The organism is Faecalibacterium sp. DFI.5.82, assembly GCF_029076575.1.
GTDB classification, from domain to species: Bacteria; Bacillota; Clostridia; order Oscillospirales; family Ruminococcaceae; genus Faecalibacterium; species Faecalibacterium duncaniae.
This window is the reverse complement of record NZ_JARFIS010000088.1, coordinates 1-436: the sequence shown is the minus strand read 5'-3', so window position 1 is coordinate 436 and position 436 is coordinate 1. Positions and strand designations below refer to the sequence as shown.

Here is a 436-nt window from a genome sequence, read left to right as displayed (position 1 = left end):
CCGCGATCAGCACGGTATCCACGCCGGAACCGCTCTTGAGCAGCTCGGTCACGGGGTTTTTGCCGTATACCAGGCTCTCATTCTTGGGCTGCTCCTCCGTGCTGCTGCGGCGGGGACGGCGCGGCATTTTCTGTTCGTCCATTGATGTGTTCTCCTTCCATTCTATGGCAAGGCGGGCCGTTTGAGCCGCGCCATGGTTTCGTTCTGTTTCAGTTTTACTATATTTTGACACTGATACATTTTAAAGTATAGCATACCCCGTCATTCTTCGCACTGTTTGCCGAAGGCAAAAGTTTTCCACATTCAGCAGGCTATACAATCGGTAATTCGGCTCTAATTTTTCCACATGTTGAAAACCCGGTGGAAAATGTTCAAAAATCAAGTTTGTACGCCCACTTTCCGGGTGGAATTCCACAGTTTCCACCGAGTTTTCAAC

Annotated in this window: 1 protein-coding gene; it reads right to left on the bottom strand. The window is 49.5% G+C overall.

The genetic code is table 11. From position 1 onward, the window contains the following. Positions 1-241: 241 nt before the first annotated feature. The coding region (locus P0G09_RS15690; RefSeq protein WP_275253119.1) for a hypothetical protein at positions 242-436 on the bottom strand (195 nt) is incomplete at its 5' end.